The sequence below is a fragment of the Agrobacterium sp. 719_389 genome (genome assembly GCF_900188475.1).
GTDB lineage: Bacteria > Pseudomonadota > Alphaproteobacteria > Rhizobiales > Rhizobiaceae > Agrobacterium > Agrobacterium radiobacter.
Genome location: NZ_FYEM01000017.1, coordinates 1 through 19,441 on the forward strand (window position 1 = coordinate 1; position 19,441 = coordinate 19,441).

General features: G+C 58.1%; 16 protein-coding genes, 1 tRNA gene and 1 pseudogene. 3 read left to right on the forward strand and 15 right to left on the reverse strand.

Annotated elements, in window-relative coordinates; genetic code table 11:
* The 4 genes from CFB10_RS23910 to rpsL form a co-directional block, all read right to left on the reverse strand.
* On the reverse strand, positions 1–95 hold a 95-nt coding region (locus tag CFB10_RS23910; protein ID WP_018010120.1), incomplete at its 3' end, for a GTP-binding protein.
* 65 nt (positions 96–160) lie between these two features.
* Positions 161–2,260 (reverse strand): elongation factor G, encoded by a 2,100-nt coding sequence (gene fusA, locus CFB10_RS23455; RefSeq protein WP_003523732.1) that lies wholly within the window; start codon positions 2,258–2,260, stop codon positions 161–163.
* Positions 2,261–2,294: 34 nt separating this feature from the next.
* A complete protein-coding gene (gene rpsG, locus CFB10_RS23460) occupies positions 2,295–2,765 on the reverse strand; it encodes a 30S ribosomal protein S7 (RefSeq protein WP_003507761.1) in 471 nt (156 codons plus the stop codon).
* A 78-nt stretch (positions 2,766–2,843) separates the two neighbouring features.
* Positions 2,844–3,215, reverse strand: coding sequence for a 30S ribosomal protein S12 (gene rpsL / locus CFB10_RS23465; protein WP_003507760.1), 372 nt, complete (start codon positions 3,213–3,215; stop codon positions 2,844–2,846).
* Positions 3,216–3,741: 526 nt separating this feature from the next.
* Between rpsL and CFB10_RS23470 the strand changes: the two genes are divergently transcribed.
* The 3 genes from CFB10_RS23470 (at position 3,742) to CFB10_RS23480 (ending at position 5,581) form a co-directional block, all read left to right on the forward strand.
* Positions 3,742–4,035, forward strand: coding sequence for a hypothetical protein (locus tag CFB10_RS23470; protein ID WP_020008893.1), 294 nt, complete (start codon positions 3,742–3,744; stop codon positions 4,033–4,035).
* 11 nt (positions 4,036–4,046) lie between these two features.
* Positions 4,047–4,397: a VOC family protein gene (locus tag CFB10_RS23475; protein WP_020008894.1), complete on the forward strand. Its 351-nt coding sequence runs from the start codon at positions 4,047–4,049 to the stop codon at positions 4,395–4,397.
* A gap of 98 nt (positions 4,398–4,495) precedes the next feature.
* Positions 4,496–5,581 (forward strand): helix-turn-helix transcriptional regulator, encoded by a 1,086-nt coding sequence (locus CFB10_RS23480; protein ID WP_020008895.1) that lies wholly within the window; start codon positions 4,496–4,498, stop codon positions 5,579–5,581.
* A gap of 154 nt (positions 5,582–5,735) precedes the next feature.
* On the opposite strand, the gene rpoC is transcribed toward CFB10_RS23480, so the two are convergent.
* The 11 genes and pseudogenes from rpoC to tuf form a co-directional block, all read right to left on the reverse strand.
* On the reverse strand, positions 5,736–9,944 hold the full coding sequence (gene rpoC, locus CFB10_RS23485; protein WP_026363335.1) for a DNA-directed RNA polymerase subunit beta': 4,209 nt from the start codon (positions 9,942–9,944) through the stop codon (positions 5,736–5,738).
* A gap of 180 nt (positions 9,945–10,124) precedes the next feature.
* Positions 10,125–14,261 (reverse strand): DNA-directed RNA polymerase subunit beta, encoded by a 4,137-nt coding sequence (rpoB, locus tag CFB10_RS23490; protein WP_020008897.1) that lies wholly within the window; start codon positions 14,259–14,261, stop codon positions 10,125–10,127.
* A gap of 263 nt (positions 14,262–14,524) precedes the next feature.
* Complete coding sequence (gene rplL, locus CFB10_RS23495) at positions 14,525–14,902, reverse strand: 50S ribosomal protein L7/L12 (RefSeq protein WP_003507708.1); 378 nt, start codon at positions 14,900–14,902, stop codon at positions 14,525–14,527.
* 59 nt (positions 14,903–14,961) lie between these two features.
* Positions 14,962–15,480: a 50S ribosomal protein L10 gene (gene rplJ / locus CFB10_RS23500; RefSeq protein WP_003519348.1), complete on the reverse strand. Its 519-nt coding sequence runs from the start codon at positions 15,478–15,480 to the stop codon at positions 14,962–14,964.
* Positions 15,481–15,835: 355 nt separating this feature from the next.
* Entirely contained in the window at positions 15,836–16,531 is a 696-nt protein-coding gene (gene rplA, locus CFB10_RS23505; protein WP_003507704.1) for a 50S ribosomal protein L1, read from the reverse strand.
* Between the two features lie 2 nt (positions 16,532–16,533).
* The gene (rplK, locus tag CFB10_RS23510) at positions 16,534–16,965 is read right to left on the reverse strand and encodes a 50S ribosomal protein L11 (RefSeq protein WP_003507702.1); all 432 of its coding nucleotides are present in this window, start codon (positions 16,963–16,965) and stop codon (positions 16,534–16,536) included.
* A gap of 144 nt (positions 16,966–17,109) precedes the next feature.
* Complete coding sequence (gene nusG, locus CFB10_RS23515) at positions 17,110–17,640, reverse strand: transcription termination/antitermination protein NusG (protein WP_003523721.1); 531 nt, start codon at positions 17,638–17,640, stop codon at positions 17,110–17,112.
* Between the two features lie 45 nt (positions 17,641–17,685).
* The gene (secE, locus tag CFB10_RS23520) at positions 17,686–17,886 is read right to left on the reverse strand and encodes a preprotein translocase subunit SecE (protein WP_003523719.1); all 201 of its coding nucleotides are present in this window, start codon (positions 17,884–17,886) and stop codon (positions 17,686–17,688) included.
* Between the two features lie 183 nt (positions 17,887–18,069).
* Positions 18,070–18,145: transfer RNA gene (locus tag CFB10_RS23525), tRNA-Trp, on the reverse strand.
* A gap of 125 nt (positions 18,146–18,270) precedes the next feature.
* Positions 18,271–19,164, reverse strand: coding sequence for an NAD(P)-dependent oxidoreductase (locus tag CFB10_RS23530; protein WP_026363336.1), 894 nt, complete (start codon positions 19,162–19,164; stop codon positions 18,271–18,273).
* 142 nt (positions 19,165–19,306) lie between these two features.
* A pseudogene (gene tuf, locus CFB10_RS23535) lies at positions 19,307–19,441 on the reverse strand (elongation factor Tu); the annotation flags it as partial.

Consider the following 19,441-nt stretch of genomic DNA (forward strand, 5'->3'; position numbering starts at 1 on the left):
ATTGCTGCCGTCAGCGACGTCTTGCCATGGTCAACGTGACCGATCGTGCCAATGTTGACGTGCGGCTTATTGCGCTCGAACTTGCTCTTTGCCATTAGTGGCTCTCCATTCTTGTCCCTTGACGGGAATAATCTTCAAAATTCGGTGGGGCGTACCCCGATCACTTCTGACCGGAGTACTTTGCCTGGATTTCCTGCGCCACGTTCGACGGAACCGGCGAATAGTGGTCGAACGTCATCGAGTACTGTGCACGGCCCTGCGACATGGAGCGCAGGTTGTCGACGTACTTGAACATGTTCGCGAGCGGAACATGCGCGTTGATGACGACGGCGATACCACGGCTTTCCTGGCCCTGGATCTGACCACGACGGGAGTTCAGATCGCCGATAACGTCACCGACATAGTCTTCCGGCGTTACGACTTCGACCTTCATCATCGGCTCGAGAAGCTGTGCGCCAGCCTTCTTCGCTGCTTCACGGAAGCAGGCACGCGATGCGATTTCGAAGGCGAGAACCGACGAGTCAACATCGTGGAATGCACCGTCGACCAGCGTCGCCTTGACGCCGAGCATCGGGAAGCCAGCCAGCGGACCGGAAGACAGAACGCTTTCGATACCCTTCTGAACGCCCGGGATGTATTCCTTCGGAACAGCACCACCGACGATCTTCGATTCGAACTTGAAGTCTTCGCCTTCGGGGTTCGGTTCGAAGATGATCTTCACGCGAGCGAACTGACCGGTACCACCGGACTGCTTCTTGTGCGTGTAGTCTTCTTCGTGCTGACGCGTGATGGTTTCGCGGTAGGCAACCTGCGGAGCGCCGACGGTAGCTTCAACCTTGAACTCGCGACGCATACGGTCAACGAGAATGTCGAGGTGAAGTTCGCCCATGCCTGCGATGATCGTCTGACCGGATTCTTCATCCGTCTTGACGCGGAACGAAGGATCTTCAGCAGCCAGGCGGTTGAGCGCGAGGCCCATCTTTTCCTGGTCGCCCTTGGTCTTCGGCTCGATGGCGATCTGGATGACCGGCTCGGGGAATTCCATGCGCTCGAGGATAACCGGCTTCAGCGGATCGCAGAGCGTATCGCCAGTGGTGGTTTCCTTGAGGCCAGCCAGAGCAACGATGTCGCCGGCAAAGGCTTCTTCGATGTCTTCACGGCTGTTGGAATGCATCTGCAGCATACGGCCGACGCGCTCGCGCTTGTCCTTGACCGTGTTGATGACCGACGTGCCCTTTTCGAGCTTGCCGGAGTAGATGCGGGCGAAGGTCAGCGAACCGACGAAGGGGTCGTTCATGATCTTGAACGCGAGCATGGAAAGCGGCTCGCTGTCATCGGCATGACGCTCGATTTCGGCTTCGGTCTTGAAGTCGATGCCCTTGATCGCGGGAATGTCCAGCGGCGAAGGCAGGTAGTCGACAACGGCGTCGAGAAGCGGCTGAACGCCCTTGTTCTTGAACGCGGTACCGCAGAACATCGGGTGGAACTTCACGTCGATGGTGCCGCGGCGAACGAGCGCACGGATCTTGTCGTTGTCGGGCATGATGCCGTTCAGGTAGTCTTCCATCGCTTCTTCGTCGATCTCGACAACAGTCTCGATCAGCTTTTCGCGATATTCGTCAGCCTTGGCCTTCATGTCTTCAGGGATTTCAACGACGTCCCACTGAGCGCCGAGCGATTCGTCGCGCCAGATGAGTGCGTTCATCTCGATCAGGTCGATAACGCCCTTGAACTCGGTCTCAGCGCCGATCGGCAGCTGCATGACAACGGCGATGGCGCCGAGACGGGTCTTGATCATTTCTACCGAGCGGTAGAAGTCAGCACCGGTCTTGTCCATCTTGTTGCAGAAGATCATGCGCGGAACATGATACTTCTCGGCCTGGCGCCAGACGGTTTCCGTCTGCGGCTCAACACCGGCGTTGGCGTCGAGCAGCGCGATGGCGCCGTCGAGAACGCGCAGCGAACGCTCGACTTCAATGGTGAAGTCGACGTGGCCGGGGGTGTCGATGATGTTGAAGCGGCGCATCTTGCCGTCGCGACCCTTCCAGAAGGTCGTGGTGGCAGCGGAGGTGATGGTGATACCACGCTCCTGCTCCTGCTCCATCCAGTCCATCGTGGCTGCGCCATCATGGACTTCACCGATCTTGTGCGACTTACCGGTGTAATAAAGAATACGCTCGGTAGTCGTCGTCTTGCCGGCGTCGATATGCGCCATGATACCGAAATTGCGGTAGTCTTCGATTTTATATTCGCGAGCCATAATGGACTGCCTTTCGATATGCGACCGGTTAAGATTACCAGCGGTAATGCGAGAATGCGCGGTTGGCGTCGGCCATCTTGTGCGTGTCTTCGCGCTTCTTGACAGCGGAACCGCGGTTGTTCGCAGCGTCCATGAGTTCGCCGGAAAGGCGATCGACCATGGTCGTTTCGTTGCGCTTGCGGGCAGCCGTGATCAGCCAGCGGATAGCAAGGGCCTGACGGCGCTCGGGGCGAACGTCGACCGGAACCTGATAGGTGGCACCACCAACGCGGCGCGAACGCACTTCAACGTGCGGAGCAACGTTGTCGAGGGCGGAGTGGAACACGCCGAGCGGCTCCTGCTTCGTCTTGCCCTGAACGACGTCGAACGCGCCGTAAACGATGCTTTCTGCGACCGACTTCTTGCCGTGAAGCATGATGGCGTTCATGAACTTGGTGACGACCAGATCGCCGAACTTCGGATCCGGGTTGATCTCACGCTTTTCTGCACTATGGCGACGGGACATATTCTTTGTCTCTCAATGTTATTGACGCTAAACCACGCGGAGAACCTCGCGCAGCGCCGGAATTTGTTTAAACCCGAATTACTTCGGACGCTTCGCACCGTACTTGGAGCGGCGCTGCTTGCGGTTCTTGACGCCCTGGGTGTCGAGAACACCGCGGATGATGTGGTAACGCACACCCGGCAAGTCCTTTACGCGGCCGCCGCGGATCATGACCACGGAGTGTTCCTGAAGGTTGTGACCTTCGCCCGGAATGTAACCGATGACTTCGAAGCCGTTGGTGAGGCGGATCTTGGCAACCTTACGCAGAGCCGAGTTCGGCTTCTTCGGGGTCGTCGTGTAAACGCGGGTGCAAACACCACGCTTCTGCGGGTTTTCCTGAAGTGCAGGAACCTTGTTGCGCTTTACCTGCGCCTGGCGAGGCTTGCGGATCAGCTGGTTTACGGTAGGCATATAACCATCCCTTGCAAAAACTACTTAAGCCACCCTCACGGGTGGCGACTATGCCGTTGCCGGCGACGATGCACGCATATATCCTCATGCGCAAAACGTGGCCCGATCCGGTTTCACGGATGGACCACCAAGAGCAGAGGACACCGGATGAGGCGTCTTGCGTGCAACATTCGTGTCTTCTACGTGCAATGGAGACCCGTTTGAGATGATGTTCGGGAAAAAGCTTTCCGAACGGCCAGCACCCACAGAGGCTCCGATGGCGGGCGTACTACTGTTTTAGCCAGCTTTCGTCAAGGGCGAATCCGCATTTTGCCCCCGCGCCAGCGGCCACTAAGCCCGCGTCCGGGTCATTTCCAGCCAGCTTTAACATAAGTAGGCGCAGAAGGCTGCGATTTCGACCTCCACGCTTTGGCTTTTCATAAAATCCGTCTATTGATTCCCTGTGGCGAGCCGGAGCAGCGCCGCCACGGGCGGAACCGATTCCATCGGCCCGCATTACAGCAACGAATGATCAAGGAAACGCGTCATGAGCACCCTCCCCGACAACGACAACGGACGCGAAGAGCCGATGGTCTTCATCGTCATCGGCAAGGCCTATGAGCACGATAATTCCGAGGGCATCGACATCCACGTCATCCTGCGGGCGCCGGATGACGATACGGCCGTGCGTGAAACGCTGAACGCGCTTTCGGAAGAAGGTTTCATCGAAGCCGATCTCGACCAGATCGGCATGCTGACCGACATCCCGGATGAAGAGCCGCACGCCTCCGCCTATCAGGGCGCGCTCGAAGGCGAAGTCGCCATCATCCGCTTCGCCTGAGGCGCAGGTCCATGGCCGTAAGACGGGTCGTCGCCAATATAGCAACGCCCGACCCAGCGCGGGCGAAGGCGTTTTATGGCGATATTCTCGGCATGCGCGTCGCCATGGATCACGGCTGGATCGTCACCCATGCCAGCCCGCTCGAAGCAAGAGCACAGGTCAGCTTCGCAAGTGAAGGCGGCTCCGGCACCGATGTGCCGGACCTTTCGATCGAGGTCGATGATTTCGAGGAGGTCCACGCCAGAATCCTGAAGGCCGGGCTGCCCATCGAATACGGCCCCGCCGTCGAGGCGTGGGGCGTTCGCCGGCTTTTCGTGCGCGACCCCTTCGGCAAACTTATCAATATATTAAGTCACTCATAGATTATATACTTTTAATACAATAGTATTATTTCTTTATCCGTTGAACAATACCCAAATATCAGCTTACAATAGTATCGACGCAAAATTCCGGTGGCGGGTTGGATACTATATCTTCAGCAGACATTATCGATGACATTTACGAGGCGGCACTTTTCCCTGATCGCTGGGCTGAGGTCATAGAAACAATCGGTAACCGCCTGGATTTCTGGGGCGGTGCGCTCACCTGGGGCAAGGGTGAGGAAGAGGCATGGCTCTTCACCCCCAATCTGCAGGACGTGATGCAGGCCTTCATGGAAGGCGGCTGGAACAGGCGCAACGATCGCCTCACCCGCGCAATCCGCGAAGGACAATTCTCCTTCGTACAGGATTTCGACGTCTTCACCCATGACGAATGGGCCGGATTGCCGATCGTGCGTGACTTCCTGATGCCGCGCGGACTGGGATATGGCGCAGCGACGCAGATTGCACCACCGGATCATCCGGAAATGACAGTGCTTTTCGAACGCAGGCTCGCTAGCGGCGTCATCGGGCCGGAAACCATGGCGGCGCTGGGCCGGCTGAGGCCACACATTGCCCGCAGCCTCACTCTCGCAACCCGGCTGCAGCGACAGAAGGCCGACGCCATGACGCTCGGGCTGAACGCCATAGGCGCACCTGCGGCGGTGCTTCAGGCGAGCGGGCGTATCCTATCCGCAAACGACATGTTTCTCTCTCTCAGGAAATGTATTTCCACCGGTGCCCGCGACAGGGTCTTGGTGTCCGACGAAAGAGTAAACCGGCTGCTCTATAAGGCGCTCGCCGGAGATAATGTCGGCTCTTTTCCCCTCCCGACCGGCGAAGATCGGTCCTGTATCCTCCACGTCATACCGTTGCGCAGGAACGCGCTGGATTTGTCCCCAAAAGGTTCCGCCATCGTGCTGATATCGCAACCCACGGGCACCATCACCGATGCGACCTCACTGTTAAAAGGGCTATACGACCTCACCAAGGGCGAGGCCCGCGTGGCTCTGGAAATCATGAAGGGGTTTTCGCTTCCCGCCGTAGCGAAGCAATTGCAGATTTCCCATGAAACGGTGCGCAGCAACGCCAAGTCGATCTATGCGAAAACTGGCAGCACCGGCCAGACTGATCTCGTTCGCCGGCTCTCCGTTCTCACCCGCTATGACATCCGCGAACAGAGCTGACCCTCGCCGCGCGGCTGAAGATAATCTCAAAGACAAATCGTAAAATCGCGCTGGCTCGCCGGTGGCTTCCATACAAACAAAAACGCCCGGATTGCTCCGGGCGTTTCCACTGAACCTTTGGCGGGGCTTCGTAAAGCCCCTGCCCTGTCTGACCTTATTCGGCGGCCGGAGCCTGGTCCGTCATGTCCTGCAGCATCTGGTTCGCAGAGCCTGCACCCGTACCCTTGCGGCGTTCCTCAAGAATGAGGTCGTCGCGCGAGGTGGCGATGCGGCGGATCTGCGTCATGGTGCCGCCAGTACCGGCCGGGATGAGACGGCCGACGATGACGTTTTCCTTGAGGCCCTGCAGCGTGTCCGTCTTGCCGGCGATCGCAGCTTCCGTGAGAACCTTGGTGGTTTCCTGGAACGATGCGGCCGAGATGAAGGACGGCGTCTGCAGCGAAGCCTTGGTGATGCCGAGCAGAACCGGCTCGCCATAGGCAGGCTTCTTGCCTTCTTCGATCAGGCGGTCGTTGTTGTCGTCAAGCTCGATGCGATCGACGTTGTCACCAACGATGTACTGGCTGTCGCCAGCATCGGTGATTTCAACCTTCTGCAGCATCTGGCGAACGATCACCTCGATGTGCTTGTCGTTGATCACAACGCCCTGCAGTCGGTAGACTTCCTGGATTTCGTTCACGAGATAGGAAGCCAGAGCCTCCACGCCCTTGATCGCCAGAATGTCGTGCGGCGCCGGGTTGCCGTCGAGAATGTATTCGCCCTTCTCGATGTAGTCGCCTTCCTGAAGATGGAAGGGCTTGCCCTTCGGGATCAGGTATTCGACCGGCTCGACGCCGTCTTCCGCAGGCTCGATCATCACGCGACGCTTGTTCTTGTAGTCGCGGCCGAGGCGGATCGTACCATCGATCTCGGCGATGATGGCGTGATCCTTCGGACGACGTGCTTCGAACAGTTCGGCAACGCGCGGCAGACCACCGGTGATGTCCTTCGTCTTGGCGCTTTCCAGCGGCGAACGTGCAAGCACGTCACCCTGGGAGACCTTGGAACCCGGCTCAACCGACAGAATGGCGTCAACAGAGAGCTGGAAGCGGGCTTCGCCACCACGGGCAAGCTTCGCCACAGCACCGGAAGCGTCCTTGATGACGATCGCAGGCTTAAGGTCCGAACCGCGCGGCGTCGAACGCCAGTCAATGACCTGACGCTTGGTGATGCCGGTGGATTCGTCGGTCGCTTCCAGAACGGAGAGACCGTCGACGAGGTCTTCGAAGTGAACGGTACCTTCCACTTCCGTCATCATCGGACGGGTGTAGGGGTCCCACTCTGCAAGACGCTGGCCACGCTTAACCTTGTCGCCATCATCCACGAAGATCTTCGAACCGTAAGCGACACGCTGCGAGGAACGTTCCGCGCCGCGCTCATCAAGGATCGTAACGGACATGTTACGGCCCATGGCGATGAGAACGCCTTCGGAGTTCCGCAGGATGTTGCGGTTCTTGATCTGGATCGTGCCTTCATACGACGCTTCGAGGAACGACTGGTCGACCACGTTCGCCGTACCACCAAGGTGGAACGTGCGCATGGTGAGCTGCGTGCCCGGTTCACCGATCGACTGTGCGGCGATGACGCCAACGGCTTCGCCCATGTTGACAGGCGTACCGCGTGCAAGGTCACGACCGTAGCAGACGCCGCAAACGCCGATCTGCACTTCGCAGGTCAGAGCAGAGCGGATGCGAACGGACTGGATGCCCGCCTTTTCGATGGCGGCCACATCGGCCTCATCGATAAGCGTGCCGGCCTTGACGATGTTCTCGCCGGAAACCGGATGATCGATGTCATCCAGAGCCGTACGGCCGAGGATACGTGCGCCAAGCGAGGCAACCACCTGACCGGCATCGACGATGGCGGTCATGGTGAGGCCCTTGTCGGTGCCGCAATCCACGGAGTTGACGATGCAATCCTGCGCGACGTCGACGAGGCGGCGGGTAAGGTAACCCGAGTTCGCCGTCTTCAGGGCGGTGTCTGCGAGACCCTTACGGGCACCGTGGGTCGAGTTGAAGTACTCGTTAACGGTCAGGCCTTCCTTGAAGTTCGAGATGATCGGCGTCTCGATGATTTCACCCGACGGCTTCGCCATCAGGCCGCGCATCCCGCCCAGCTGACGCATCTGGTTCGGAGAACCACGGGCGCCCGAGTGGGACATCATGTAGATGGAGTTCATCGGCTTCTGGCGGCCCGTTTCCGGATCGAACTCGACAGCCTTGATGCGCGCCATCATTTCTTCGGCGACCTTTTCGGTAGCCTTGCCCCAGGCGTCGACAACCTTGTTGTACTTTTCGCCCTGGGTGATGAGACCATCATTGTACTGCTGTTCGTATTCCTTCACCAAGGCTTCGGTGTCACCGACGATCTTCACCTTGCTGTCCGGAATGACCATGTCGTCCTTGCCGAACGAAATGCCGGCGCGGCAGGCATGGGCAAAGCCGAGCTGCATGATGCGGTCGCAGAAGATGACCGTGTCTTTCTGGCCGCAGTGACGGTAGACCGTGTCGATCATCTTGGAGATGTTCTTCTTGGTCATTTCCTGGTTGCAGACGTCGAAAGGCACGTTGACGTTCTTCGGCAGAAGTTCGCCAATCAGCATACGGCCAGGGGTCGTTTCATGGATCTTCGAAACCGGCTTGCCGTCGGCATCCACGGTCTTGAAGCGACCACGGATCTTGGCATGCAGCGTCACGACCTTGTTTTCAAGCGCGTGATGCAGCTCACCGATATCCGAGAAGGCCATGCCTTCGCCCGGCTCGTTCTGGTTCATGATCGACAGGTAATACAGGCCGAGAACCATGTCCTGCGAAGGAACGATGATCGGGTGGCCGTTTGCCGGATGCAGGATGTTGTTGGTCGACATCATCAGCACGCGCGCTTCCAGCTGGGCTTCCAGCGAGAGCGGAACGTGAACAGCCATCTGGTCACCGTCGAAGTCGGCGTTGAAGGCCGTGCAGACGAGCGGATGCAGCTGGATGGCCTTGCCTTCGACCAGCATTGGTTCGAAAGCCTGGATACCCAGACGGTGCAGCGTCGGCGCGCGGTTCAAGAGAACCGGATGCTCGCGGATGACCTCGTCGAGGATATCCCAAACTTCAGGCTTTTCCTTTTCAACCAGCTTCTTGGCCTGCTTGACGGTCGAGGAGTAACCCTTGGCGTCGAGGCGGGCGTAGATGAACGGCTTGAACAGTTCGAGCGCCATCTTCTTCGGCAGGCCGCACTGGTGCAACTTCAGTTCCGGACCAGTCACGATGACCGAACGGCCGGAGTAGTCGACGCGCTTGCCGAGAAGGTTCTGGCGGAAGCGGCCCTGCTTGCCCTTGAGCATGTCGGAGAGCGACTTCAGCGGACGCTTGTTGGCGCCCGTGATGACGCGGCCACGACGGCCGTTGTCGAACAGCGCATCGACGGATTCCTGCAACATACGCTTTTCGTTGCGGATGATGATGCCAGGCGCACGAAGCTCGATCAGGCGCTTCAGACGGTTGTTACGGTTGATGACGCGGCGATAGAGATCGTTGAGGTCGGACGTCGCGAAACGACCGCCATCCAGCGGAACCAGCGGACGCAGGTCCGGCGGAATGACCGGAACGACCTTCATGATCATCCATTCCGGACGATTGCCGCTCTCCATGAAGTTCTCGACGATCTTCAGGCGCTTCATCAGCTTCTTCTGCTTGAGATCAGACGTGGTCTCAGCAAGTTCGGCACGCAGGTCGCCAGCGATCTTTTCGAGGTTCATCGAAGCCAGCATCTCATAGATGGCTTCAGCGCCGATCATGGCGGTGAATTGGTCTTCGCCGAACTCGTCAACGGCGATCATGTACTCTTCTTCGGACAGAAGCTGGTTCTGCTTCAGCGAAGTGAGGCCGGGTTCGGTGACGATGTAGTTCTCGAAATAGAGAACGCGCTCGACATCCTTCAGCGTCATGTCGAGCAGGGTCGAGATACGCGAAGGAAGCGACTTCAGGAACCAGATATGGGCAACCGGTGCTGCAAGCTCGATGTGGCCCATGCGCTCACGGCGAACGCGCGACAGCGTGACTTCGACGCCGCACTTTTCGCAGATGATGCCCTTGTACTTCATGCGCTTGTACTTGCCGCACAGGCACTCGTAGTCCTTGATCGGTCCGAAAATACGCGCGCAGAAAAGACCGTCGCGTTCCGGCTTGAACGTACGGTAATTGATGGTTTCCGGCTTCTTGATCTCGCCGTAGGACCACGACAGGATTTTTTCCGGCGAAGCGATCGAAATCCGGATGGAATCGAAATGCTGCGCAGGCACCTGAGGATTGAAAAGATTCATGACCTCTTGGTTCATGCCTTGTCTCCTTGAGAGGCTAGCTGCTGCCCCTGTTTGCATCTGGACCGGCTTCTTCCCGGGTCACCGTCCAGAGCTTTAAATACGGATTTAACCGCACAATGCGGCGAAAGTGTCCCACACCGGCCTGGCCGATGCGGGAGCCGACAGGCGCCCAAAAGGCGCCCGCCTCTCTCATTTTTATTCCGCCGCGTCGGGCAACTGATCTTCGGGCTGGTTCTCGATCTTCGAGTTCTCCAGTTCGACCGAAAGACCGAGCGACCGCATTTCCTTGACGAGAACATTGAAGCTCTCCGGAATACCGGCCTCGAACGTGTCGTCACCACGGACGATCGCCTCGTAGACCTTGGTACGGCCCGCCACGTCATCCGACTTGACGGTGAGCATTTCCTGCAGCGTGTAAGCCGCGCCGTATGCTTCCAGAGCCCAGACTTCCATTTCCCCGAAGCGCTGTCCGCCGAACTGCGCCTTGCCGCCCAGCGGCTGCTGGGTAACGAGCGAGTAAGGACCGATCGAGCGAGCGTGGATCTTGTCGTCGACAAGGTGGTTCAGCTTGATCATGTACATGTAGCCGACGGTGACCTTGCGGTCGAACGGCTCACCGGTACGACCGTCATAAAGAACGGACTGACCGGATTCATGCAGACCTGCCTTCTTCAGCATCGCGGCAACGTCGGGCTCATGCGCACCGTCGAAGACCGGGGTCGCGATGGAAACACCGCGCTTGGCTTCTTCGGCAAGCTTGACCAGCGATTCGTCATCGAAGCGCTGCACCTCGTCATGCGATTCACTCGCATAGATTTCGGTAAGCTCCGTGCGAAGCTCGCTGATGTCCATCGTTTTGCGATACTCTTCGAGCATCTCGCCGATCTTCTTGCCCATGCCTGCGCATGCCCATGCGAGGTGGGTTTCGAGGATCTGACCGACATTCATGCGCGAAGGCACGCCGAGCGGGTTCAAGCAGATGTCGACATGCGTGCCGTCTTCGAGGAACGGCATGTCCTCGACAGGAACGATACGCGAGACGACGCCCTTGTTACCGTGACGGCCGGCCATCTTGTCGCCCGGCTGGATCTTGCGCTTAACAGCAACGAAGACTTTGACCATCTTCATGACGCCCGGAGGCATTTCATCGCCGCGCTGGACCTTTTCGACCTTGTCCATGAAGCGCTGTTCAAGGCGCGACTTGGATTCGTCGTACTGGCCGCGAAGCGCTTCGAGTTCGGACTGAGCCTTCTCGTCTTCGACTGCGAACATCCACCACTGCGAGCGGGGATATTCGGAGACGACGGCGTTGGAAAGCTCGACGCCCTTCTTGAAGCCCTTAGGACCAGCGATGGAAACGTGACCACGCAGCATGTCGATCAGGCGGCCGTAGACGTTACGGTCAAGAATTGCCTGTTCGTCGTCGCGGTCCTTTGCCAGACGCTCGATCTCTTCGCGCTCGATAGCCATAGCGCGCTCGTCCTTCTCCACACCGTGACGGTTGAAGACGCGGACTTCAACGACCGTACCGAACGTGCCCGGAGGCATGCGCATGGACGTGTCGCGAACGTCGGAAGCCTTTTCACCGAAGATGGCGCGCAGAAGCTTTTCTTCCGGCGTCATCGGGCTTTCGCCCTTCGGCGTGATCTTGCCGACGAGGATGTCGCCCGGCTGAACTTCCGCACCGATGTAAACGATACCGGCTTCGTCGAGGTTCTTCAGCGCTTCTTCCGAAACGTTCGGAATGTCGCGCGTGATTTCTTCCGGACCAAGCTTCGTGTCGCGCGCCATCACTTCGAATTCTTCGATGTGGATGGAGGTGAACACGTCGTCGGAAACGATACGTTCCGACATCAGGATCGAGTCTTCGTAGTTGTAGCCGTTCCAGGGCATGAACGCGACGAGCGCGTTGCGGCCGAGCGCCAGGTCACCGAGGTCGGTCGACGGACCGTCCGCGATGATGTCACCCTTGGAGATCAGATCGCCGACGGCGACCAGCGGACGCTGGTTGACGCAGGTGTTCTGGTTCGAACGCTGGAACTTCTGCAGACGGTAGATATCGACGCCCGACTTGCCGGCATCGAGTTCTTCCGTAGCGCGGATAACGATACGCGTCGCATCGACCTGGTCGACGACACCGCCGCGGCGAGCCGCGATGGCAGCGCCGGAGTCACGGGCGACGATCGGCTCCATGCCGGTGCCGACGAACGGCGCTTCCGCCCGCAGAAGCGGAACGGCCTGACGCTGCATGTTCGAGCCCATGAGAGCGCGGTTGGCGTCGTCGTTTTCCAGGAACGGAATGAGAGCCGCCGCGACCGAAACGAGCTGCTTCGGCGAAACGTCCATCAGGTTGATGTTGTCGCGCGGTGCGAGCATGACTTCGCCCGAGTGACGGCAAACAACGAACTCTTCAGTGAAGGCGCCTTCGCCATCGAGCTCGGCATTGGCCTGTGCGACGTAGTACTTGGCCTCTTCCATGGCGGAGAGGTAGATAACGTCGGTCGTCACCTTGCCGTCGATGATCTTGCGGTACGGGCTTTCGATGAAGCCGTACTTGTTGACGCGGGCAAAGGTGGCAAGCGAGTTGATCAGACCGATGTTCGGGCCTTCCGGCGTCTCGATCGGGCAAATACGGCCGTAGTGGGTCGGGTGAACGTCGCGAACTTCGAAGCCGGCGCGCTCACGCGTCAGACCACCCGGTCCAAGAGCCGAAAGACGGCGCTTGTGGGTGATTTCCGAAAGCGGGTTCACCTGGTCCATGAACTGCGACAGCTGCGAGGAACCGAAGAATTCGCGAACGGCGGCAGCTGCCGGCTTCGCGTTGATCAGGTCCTGCGGCATCACGGTGTCGATTTCGATCGAGGACATACGTTCCTTGATCGCACGTTCCATGCGCAGAAGGCCCAGACGATACTGGTTTTCCATCAGCTCGCCGACCGAACGAACACGGCGGTTGCCGAGGTTGTCGATGTCGTCGATTTCGCCCTTGCCGTCACGCAGTTCGACCAGCATCTTGACGACGGCGAGGATGTCTTCCTTGCGCAGCGTGCGCACGGTGTCTTCCGCATCGAGGTCGAGACGCATGTTCATCTTCACGCGGCCAACAGCCGAGAGATCGTAACGCTCTGCATCGAAGAACAGCGAGTTGAACATCGCTTCCGCGGAATCCATGGTCGGCGGTTCGCCCGGACGCATGACGCGGTAGATGTCGAACAGCGCTTCCTGGCGGTTCTGGTTCTTGTCAACGGAGAGCGTGTTACGGATGTAGGCGCCAACATTGACGTGGTCGATGTTGAGAACCGGAATCTCGTCGAAGCCGGACTGAAGGATCAGGCCGAGCGTCTTCTCGTCGATTTCGTCGCCGGCTTCGAGATAGATTTCACCCGTCTCGTAGTTGACGATGTCTTCGGCCAGGAAGTTGCCGTAGAGGTCTTCGTCAGTCGCCTTAAGCGCCTTGAGGCCCTTGTCGACGAGCTGGCGGATAAGGCGCGGGGTCAGCTTCTTGCCACCCTCGACAACGACTTCACCGGTGTCGGCGTCGATCATGTCGGTGATGACCTTGGCATTCTTCAACGCTTCGGGCTGGAACGGGATACGCCAGCCGTCGCCGGCGCGCTCGTAGGTAGCCTTGGTATAGAAGGTCGACAGGATTTCTTCGCCATCCATGCCGAGCGCCATCAGGAGCGAGGTCACGGGCAGCTTGCGGCGGCGGTCGATACGCGCATAGACGATGTCCTTGGCGTCGAATTCGATGTCGAGCCAGGAACCGCGATACGGGATGACGCGGGCGGCGAAAAGCAGCTTGCCGGAAGAATGGCTCTTGCCCTTGTCGTGATCGAAGAACACGCCCGGCGAACGGTGCATCTGCGAAACGATGACGCGCTCGGTGCCGTTGACGATGAACGTACCGTTATTGGTCATGAGCGGCATGTCGCCCATGTAGACGGACTGTTCCTTGATGTCCTTGATGGACTTCGCGCCGGTATCTTCATCGATATCGAACACGATGAGGCGCAGCGTCACTTTCAGCGGCGCTGCATAGGTCAGATCGCGCTGACGGCATTCCTCGACGTCGAACTTCGGCGCTTCGAATTCGTAGGACACGAATTCGAGCATGGAGGCGCCGGAAAAATCGGTGATCGGGAATACGGACTTGAATACGGCATTCAATCCCTCGTCGGGACGGCCACCCTTGGGCTCGTCAACCATGAGAAACTGGTCGTACGAAGCCTTCTGAACCTCGATGAGGTTCGGCATTTCCGCTACTTCTGGAATTTTGCCGAAAAACTTGCGTACGCGCCTGCGACCGTTAAACGAAAGGGTCTGAGCCATCGTCGCTCCTTTAAAAATTGCATCCGGGCCTGCAACGGACGGGAACCGATGGCCAGTCGATCCCGTCAAGCAATGGGTTTCATCAATCTCGTTCCACATCCAGGATCGATCAGGCCGGATTGCCTAGATGAGCCGGTTCGGAACCATTCTCTTGAAGAACCCATTACCCAAAAGCCATTTTCACGCGGCTTTTGGGTAATGAGTTTTAAAAACGATGACGACGGAAAGGGGCAATAAGCCCCTTCCCGCCAGCAATCGCAAGATTACTTAACGTCGACCTTAGCGCCGGCTTCTTCAAGCTTCTTCTTGAGATCAGCAGCTTCAGCCTTGGAAACAGCTTCCTTGACAGCCTTCGGAGCGCCTTCAACGAGGTCCTTGGCTTCCTTCAGGCCGAGGCCCGTGATAGCGCGGACTTCCTTGATGACGTTGATCTTGTTGGCGCCAGCGTCAACCAGGATCACGTCGAATTCAGTCTTTTCTTCTTCAACAGCAGCAGCAACGCCAGCACCGCCAGCAGCAGCAACAGCTACCGGAGCAGCAGCGGAAACGCCCCACTTTTCTTCGAGAAGCTTGGACAGTTCTGCAGCTTCCAGAACGGTCAGGGTGGAGAGGTCTTCTACGATCTTTGCGAGATCAGCCATTTTGATAGTTCCTTTTGTTCAGTTCGAACCAGTTTGAATATTTACAGCGAAAAACCGCCTTAAGCGGCTTCGTCCTTCTTGGCGTAAGCCGAGAACACCCGTGCCAGCTGGCTTGCAGGTGCGGCGACAACCGTAGCGACGCGAGTTGCCGGGGCATTGAGAAGGCCCAGCAGCTTTGCGCGCAGCTCGTCCAGCGAAGGCAGGGTCGCAAGCGACTTGACTGCTTCGGCGTTGAGCGTGGTTGCACCCATGGAACCACCGAGAACAACGACCTTGTCGTTGGTCTTTGCGAAATCCATGACGACTTTCGGAGCGATCATCGGGTCGACGCTGTATGCAATCAGCGTCTGGCCCTTGAAGAGATCTGTCATCCCTTCCGACTCCGTGCCCTGAAGAGCGATCTTGGCCAGGCGGTTCTTCGCGACCTTGACGGTGCCTCCGGCAGCGCGCATCTTCGAACGGAAGTCGTTCATCTGCGCAACGGTGACACCAGCATAGTGGGCCACGACAACCGAACCGGAAGCCTTGAAGACTTCGTTCAGCTCCGTGACGAATTCGCGTTTTTCCGCTCTTTCCACTGTCTGTCTCCAGTAGACGGGACCACATGATTGTGAACCCGTCGGGTTTGCCTTTGCCCCAAGGGACCTTTTTACAAAAATCCCGAGCGACGCTCGAGGATCCTGTCCCCCGCTCTGTCGCCGCAAACGGCTTCAGGCACAGGCACACCAGGTTCGAACCGGACAGTCAGGCATCGAAAGATGCCTCAAATCCAGCCTCACCCGTCTCATGCAGGTTGAATGATTAAGGCCAGGTCCCGAAGGAAATGGCCACCCGCAATCTCGGACAGGAGTTCCGGGTTTCCCCGGAAATCTCCGGCTCCTGGGAGCCGGAAATTCTTTTATTCACACTTCCCTTGGGAAGCGCGAGAATTGATTAAGCCGTAACCGACGAAGGGTCGATCTTGACGCCCGGACCCATGGTCGAGGAAATGGCGACGCGCTTGACATAGTTGCCCTTGGCGCCAGCCGGCTTTGCCTTGATGACGGCATCGGCGAAAGCCTTGATGTTTTCCTCAAGAGCCTTGGCGTCGAAGGAAGCCTTACCAACGCCAGCGTGTACGATACCGGCCTTTTCGACGCGGAACTCGACAGCGCCGCCCTTGGAAGCCTTGACGGCGCCGGCAACATCCATCGTCACCGTACCGACCTTCGGGTTCGGCATCATGCCACGCGGGCCGAGTACCTTGCCGAGACGGCCGACGAGCGGCATCATGTCCGGGGTCGCGATGCAACGATCGAAGTCGATCTTGCCGCCCTGAACGATTTCAACCAGTTCTTCCGCACCAACAACGTCAGCGCCAGCAGCCGTGGCTTCATCAGCCTTGGCGCCACGGGCGAAAACGGCGACGCGAACGTCACGGCCAGTGCCGTTCGGCAGGTTGACAACGCCACGGACCATCTGGTCCGCGTGGCGCGGGTCAACGCCGAGGTTCATCGAAACTTCAACGGTTTCGTCGAACTTGGCGACAGCACGTTCCTTGACCATCGAAATGGCGTCGGTGAGAACGTAAAGCTTGTTGGGATCCACACCTTCGCGGATCTTCTGAATGCGCTTTGCTACCTTGGCCATGATCAACCTACCACTTCCAGGCCCATGGCGCGGGCGGAGCCCTCAACCATTGCCATTGCGCCTTCGATGTCGGCTGCGTTCAGATCCTTCATCTTGGCTTCTGCGATCGTCTTGACCTGAGCCTTGGTGATGGAGCCGATCTTCGCGCCCTTGCCAGGCGTCTTGGAACCGGAGGTGATCTTGGCTTCCTTCTTCAGCCAATACGTCATCGGCGGCTGCTTCATGACGAAGGTGAAGGACTTGTCCTGGTAATAGGTGATGACGACCGGAATCGGCATACCCTTTTCCATTTCCTGCGTGGCGGCATTGAACGCCTTGCAGAATTCCATGATGTTAATGCCACGCTGACCAAGTGCCGGACCGATCGGCGGGGACGGATTGGCCGCCCCGGCCTTTACCTGCAACTTGAGCTGGCCTGCAACTTTCTTAGCCATATCTCTCTGCCTTTCAATTCAAACCGGTTACCCGGCTTCTCTTAAGCCGGATCGCTCCGGCGGCTGCGGTTGCGTGGTGCGGCGCCCTGCTCCGGCTTAAAGAGCCAGTTTGCCTTCCACGCGCTTGGGGTCTTGCCCCGCCAATCAGACCTTTTCGACCTGATTGTATTCCAGCTCGACCGGCGTAGCGCGGCCGAAAATCGAAACTTCCACCTTCAGGCGCGAACGCTCTTCATCGACATCCTGAACCACGCCGTTGAACGACGCGAACGGACCGTCGGAAACGCGAACCTGCTCGCCGATCTCGAACGAAACCGAAGACTTCGGACGCTCGACACCTTCCTGAACCTGACCGAGGATACGCTCGGCTTCATAATCGGGAATCGGAACAGGCTTGCTGTCCGAACCGAGGAAACCGGTAACCTTCGGCGTGTTCTTGATGAGGTGATAGGCCTCATCCGTCAGGTTGGCGCGCACCAGCACGTAACCTGGAAAGAACTTGCGCTCGCTGTCGACCTTACGGCCGCGGCGCACCTCGACCACCTTTTCGGTGGGCACGAGGATTTTCTCAAAAAGATGATCGAGCCCCTTCTGACGGGCCTTTTCTTCGATCGACTCGGCGACCTTCTTTTCGAAATTCGAATATGCGTGAACGATATACCAGCGCGCTGCCATTTTTATTCTCCGTTCGATCCTTCTACCGGGCCTTTGACCGCGCCGTTACCGGCCTACGTTCAACACCAGGCTAAGCAGCCAGCCGATGAGCTGGTCCGCAGCAAAGAAGAACAGAGCCGCAAAAATGACCATCACCAGCACCATAGCCGTCGAAATCATGGTCTCGCGGCGCGACGGCCAAGTGATTTTTGACGCTTCGGCGCGAACCTGCTGCAGAAACGTAAACGGATTGGTTTTGGATGCCATTGACTGCCCACGCAATTACGGCGCGTAAAGCCGAACTAATCAGCCCCACGCACCGCGTGTCTGTTTTGACCCTACATAAACACCGATTCCACTTTTAACAAGAGGAAATCGACATTCGGCGAAATTCGCCGGAAATCCGGCCCCATCTGCCATGCAGCGAAAACCGCGCTTGCGAATGGAAAGTGGCAGGGGCAGAGGGGCTCGAACCCCCGACCTGCGGTTTTGGAGACCGCCGCTCTACCAACTGAGCTATACCCCTTCAGCACCTGAATCGGCCGCGAAATCGCTTGGCCAATTCGGTATGCGCTCCTTTAAGGCGCAGGGAAAGGAATGGCAAGTGTGTTTTTTGTTTTTTCCACTCCGCCCCCGAAAATCCTGCGCCTCTCAGGGGTTAACGTATTTCCGCCAGTCGTGTTCTTCGCGGAAGCCCAGGACCTCGCGAATCTTGCGGTTGGAGATCAATCCCTCATGATCCTCGATCTCGCGGCGGAATTGCACGTCAGGGAAATAAGTCTGCGCAAGCTCACGCGTGGGGATAGTCGCTGTCGCTGTATCATTGACGGCGTTGAAGACCTGATAACCGAGGCCGTCCTTCTCGATGCACAGATGGCAGATCTGACCAAGATCACGCGCATCGATGTAACCCCAGGCATTGCGTCTGCGCGTTTCCGGACGGGCGAAGAAGCCGGGAAACTTCTCGTATTCATGGGGTTCGATGACATTGCCTATTCGCAGCGCGTAAATGTCGTATCCGCTTCGCTCGGCAAAGGCTCGCGCGGTCTTTTCATTCACCACCTTCGACAGCCCGTAGGAATCCATCGGATCGACGTCATAATCTTCCTCAAGCGGGAAATGGTGGAAATCCTTCTCGCCCTCGGCAAAACAGACCCCATAGGTGGTCTCGCTCGATGCGATGACGATCTTGCGGATACCAAGCTTCACCGCGGCCTCGATGACGTTGTAGGTTCCTATTTTATTGATGCGGAACGTCTCGTTGTCGGGCTTTATCAGAATGCGCGGAACAGCGGCGAAGTGGATCACCGCATCATAGGGCAAAACACCCTTCCCGCTTTCAAGCTCTGCAAAGCTCCTGTGCATGGACAGGGCGTTAAACACCTGCCCGCTATCGGTGATGTCGACAACGAGATTGGTGACGCCCGGCCTGTCGAGCGGAACGAGGTCGATGTTATGGACCTCATAACCCTTGTCGATAAGCCACGGGATCACATGCCTGCCGGCCTTGCCGGAACCACCTGTAAATAGAATGCGCTTCTTCATGATGCTCCTCATCATCTCCCCGGCAACGACGTAGCAGCCCGGACAGGGAAGCGAAAGCCACCCTCCCCCAAACGCGCAATACAAAACAAAAAACCCCGCTGTTTCCAGCGGGGTTTCCATCAAGCCTTTTCAGGCCCGAAGATTACTCGACGATCGATGCAACGATGCCGGCGCCGACGGTGCGGCCGCCTTCGCGGATAGCGAAGCGCAGCTTTTCTTCCATCGCGATCGGAACGATCAGCTCGACGTCAACGGTGACGTTGTCGCCAGGCATAAC

What these genes read in the sequence shown, in the direction of transcription:
- CFB10_RS23530 (WP_026363336.1), bottom strand. Translation starts at nt 19,164, where the DNA reads ATGAAGAAGCGCATTCTATTTACAGGTGGTTCCGGCAAGGCCGGCAGG.
- fusA (WP_003523732.1), bottom strand. Translation starts at nt 2,260, where the DNA reads ATGGCTCGCGAATATAAAATCGAAGACTACCGCAATTTCGGTATCATG.
- rpsG (WP_003507761.1), bottom strand. Translation starts at nt 2,765, where the DNA reads ATGTCCCGTCGCCATAGTGCAGAAAAGCGTGAGATCAACCCGGATCCG.
- rpoC (WP_026363335.1), bottom strand. Translation starts at nt 9,944, where the DNA reads ATGAACCAAGAGGTCATGAATCTTTTCAATCCTCAGGTGCCTGCGCAG.
- CFB10_RS23470 (WP_020008893.1), top strand. Translation starts at nt 3,742, where the DNA reads ATGAGCACCCTCCCCGACAACGACAACGGACGCGAAGAGCCGATGGTC.
- CFB10_RS23475 (WP_020008894.1), top strand. Translation starts at nt 4,047, where the DNA reads ATGGCCGTAAGACGGGTCGTCGCCAATATAGCAACGCCCGACCCAGCG.
- rplK (WP_003507702.1), bottom strand. Translation starts at nt 16,965, where the DNA reads ATGGCTAAGAAAGTTGCAGGCCAGCTCAAGTTGCAGGTAAAGGCCGGG.
- secE (WP_003523719.1), bottom strand. Translation starts at nt 17,886, where the DNA reads ATGGCATCCAAAACCAATCCGTTTACGTTTCTGCAGCAGGTTCGCGCC.
- rplL (WP_003507708.1), bottom strand. Translation starts at nt 14,902, where the DNA reads ATGGCTGATCTCGCAAAGATCGTAGAAGACCTCTCCACCCTGACCGTT.
- nusG (WP_003523721.1), bottom strand. Translation starts at nt 17,640, where the DNA reads ATGGCAGCGCGCTGGTATATCGTTCACGCATATTCGAATTTCGAAAAG.
- rplA (WP_003507704.1), bottom strand. Translation starts at nt 16,531, where the DNA reads ATGGCCAAGGTAGCAAAGCGCATTCAGAAGATCCGCGAAGGTGTGGAT.
- rpoB (WP_020008897.1), bottom strand. Translation starts at nt 14,261, where the DNA reads ATGGCTCAGACCCTTTCGTTTAACGGTCGCAGGCGCGTACGCAAGTTT.
- rpsL (WP_003507760.1), bottom strand. Translation starts at nt 3,215, where the DNA reads ATGCCTACCGTAAACCAGCTGATCCGCAAGCCTCGCCAGGCGCAGGTA.